Annotated in this window: 2 protein-coding genes; both read right to left on the bottom strand. The window is 61.0% G+C overall.

Annotated elements, in window-relative coordinates; all coding sequences use genetic code 11:
- Positions 1-365: 365 nt before the first annotated feature.
- The gene (locus VZ95_RS12335) at positions 366-977 is read right to left on the bottom strand and encodes a MarC family protein (protein WP_045776111.1); all 612 of its coding nucleotides are present in this window, start codon (positions 975-977) and stop codon (positions 366-368) included.
- 4 nt (positions 978-981) lie between these two features.
- Positions 982-1,587, bottom strand: coding sequence for a CHAD domain-containing protein (locus VZ95_RS12340; RefSeq protein ID WP_045776112.1), 606 nt, complete (start codon positions 1,585-1,587; stop codon positions 982-984).
- Positions 1,588-1,696: the final 109 nt, after the last annotated feature.

Here is a 1,696-nt window from a genome sequence, read left to right on the forward strand (position 1 = left end):
GTTTATCCTCAAACACTGCCGCATCCTCTTCGTTGAACCCATGCCCCTGTCGGCGGTGCCTTAGGTGTTCGCAAAACCGCGCCCAGTGCCCGTGCGGGCCATCATGGTGGCGGCGCGAACCCTCCCGCCCCCACGCCGTGCGCGGATCGGCATTAGAGCCATACTCATAGTCTGTCATTTTGTCATTCCTCAGGTGTGATTCAGGGCGCGGGCCGTCCGAGAAGCCGGAGGACCGCCGCGCGAGATGGATATTTCGATAGCCTGTCGTTGCTATTTCGATATATCGAAAATCAAGATAACAGAAATTTTCCCGAACGCAAGTTCGATATATCAAAGATTATTCAAAAAGAGTCTGAAGGGCAGGTTTACCCGAAGGTCAGCTTCAGCCCATCGAGGATCGACTGTGCCGAGAGCGCCGCCAACAGCAGGCCCATCACCCGACTGACGACGAGAATCCCCGTCCGCCCCAACACGCGGCGCAGCAGCGTGCCGAACAGCATCACGATCAGCGTCAACGCCAGCACCGCTGCAATCACGGAGGCGACGCGTAATTCGTCGATCCAGCCTGCCGTACCGCCGCTGCCCATCAGCATGACCGCCAGAATCGACCCCGGCCCGGCAATGCCCGGCATGGCGACGGGAAACACGGCAACTTCGCTCACCGCCGCGCTGCGCTCTTCATTCGGCACCGCCTCGTGGCCGTCGAAAATCATCTTCAATGCCACCAGAAACAGAATCACCCCGCCCGCGATACGGAATGCCGGAAAACCAATGCCCAACTGCGTCAGCAGTGCTTGGCCGATCAGCAGGAACAGCAGCAGCACACCGAAGGAAATGGCAATCGACAAACGCCCAACCCGCCGACTATCGGCGCTATTCATCCCGGCAATCGCCGACAGATAGATCGGCAGCACGCCGATCGGATCGATGACGACGAAGAGGGTAATGAAATCGGCAAGCCAGGCGGAAAGCGACACGGGCCTAATCCTTCCAATAGGGCGGCAATTCGGCCAAATCGTCCCAAAGCTGCTGAATACGGTTCCGATGCCGCAGCGTGCGCCCATCGGCCCAGGCAATCAGCAACCCCGCCGCGAAAGCCCCATCCTTTTCCAAGGCGGGCATCATCCCCCGGATCAGGCTGCGCGCCGTTGCGCCATCGTTGAGCGTGCCTAGCGCATCCTGCAAGGGCGACAGCCGCGCTTCCCAAGCGGAGGTCAGGGTCGAGTCGAAGAGTGATTTCGTAAAATCAACAAGATATCGAAGCTTCTTAATCTTAATTCTAAGTTCGTGCAGTCCTGGAATGTCGATGCGGTCCATGCGGCTGCCTTGGCGGTTGACCCGCCGCCAGCGGTCGGCAAGCAACATGCGCGCCACCTCGCCCGCGCCCGGACCGCTGGGCAGCAGCGCGGCGGCTTCGTCGCGCCAATGCAGCAGATCGAGCAGGAAATTCGTTGTATCCCAGCCCGTCACGGTCTCGGTCAGCACCTCGGCTTCGGCGACCCGGCGGGCTTCGGCGATGGTTTTCAGATTGGCCCATCCGGCTTCAGTCGGGAACTCGGCCTCGGCCCGGCTCAGGTTTCGCCGCAAAAAACATCGAGATCGCGCACAGCGCCCAGCCGCCGGGCAATATCGCCCGCCGTTTGGCGCATAGCGTCGGCACGGGCGGGCGTATCGACGCGCATCCCGAACAGCGGCA

This window comes from Elstera litoralis (assembly GCF_000963705.1).
Lineage (GTDB): Bacteria > Pseudomonadota > Alphaproteobacteria > Elsterales > Elsteraceae > Elstera > Elstera litoralis.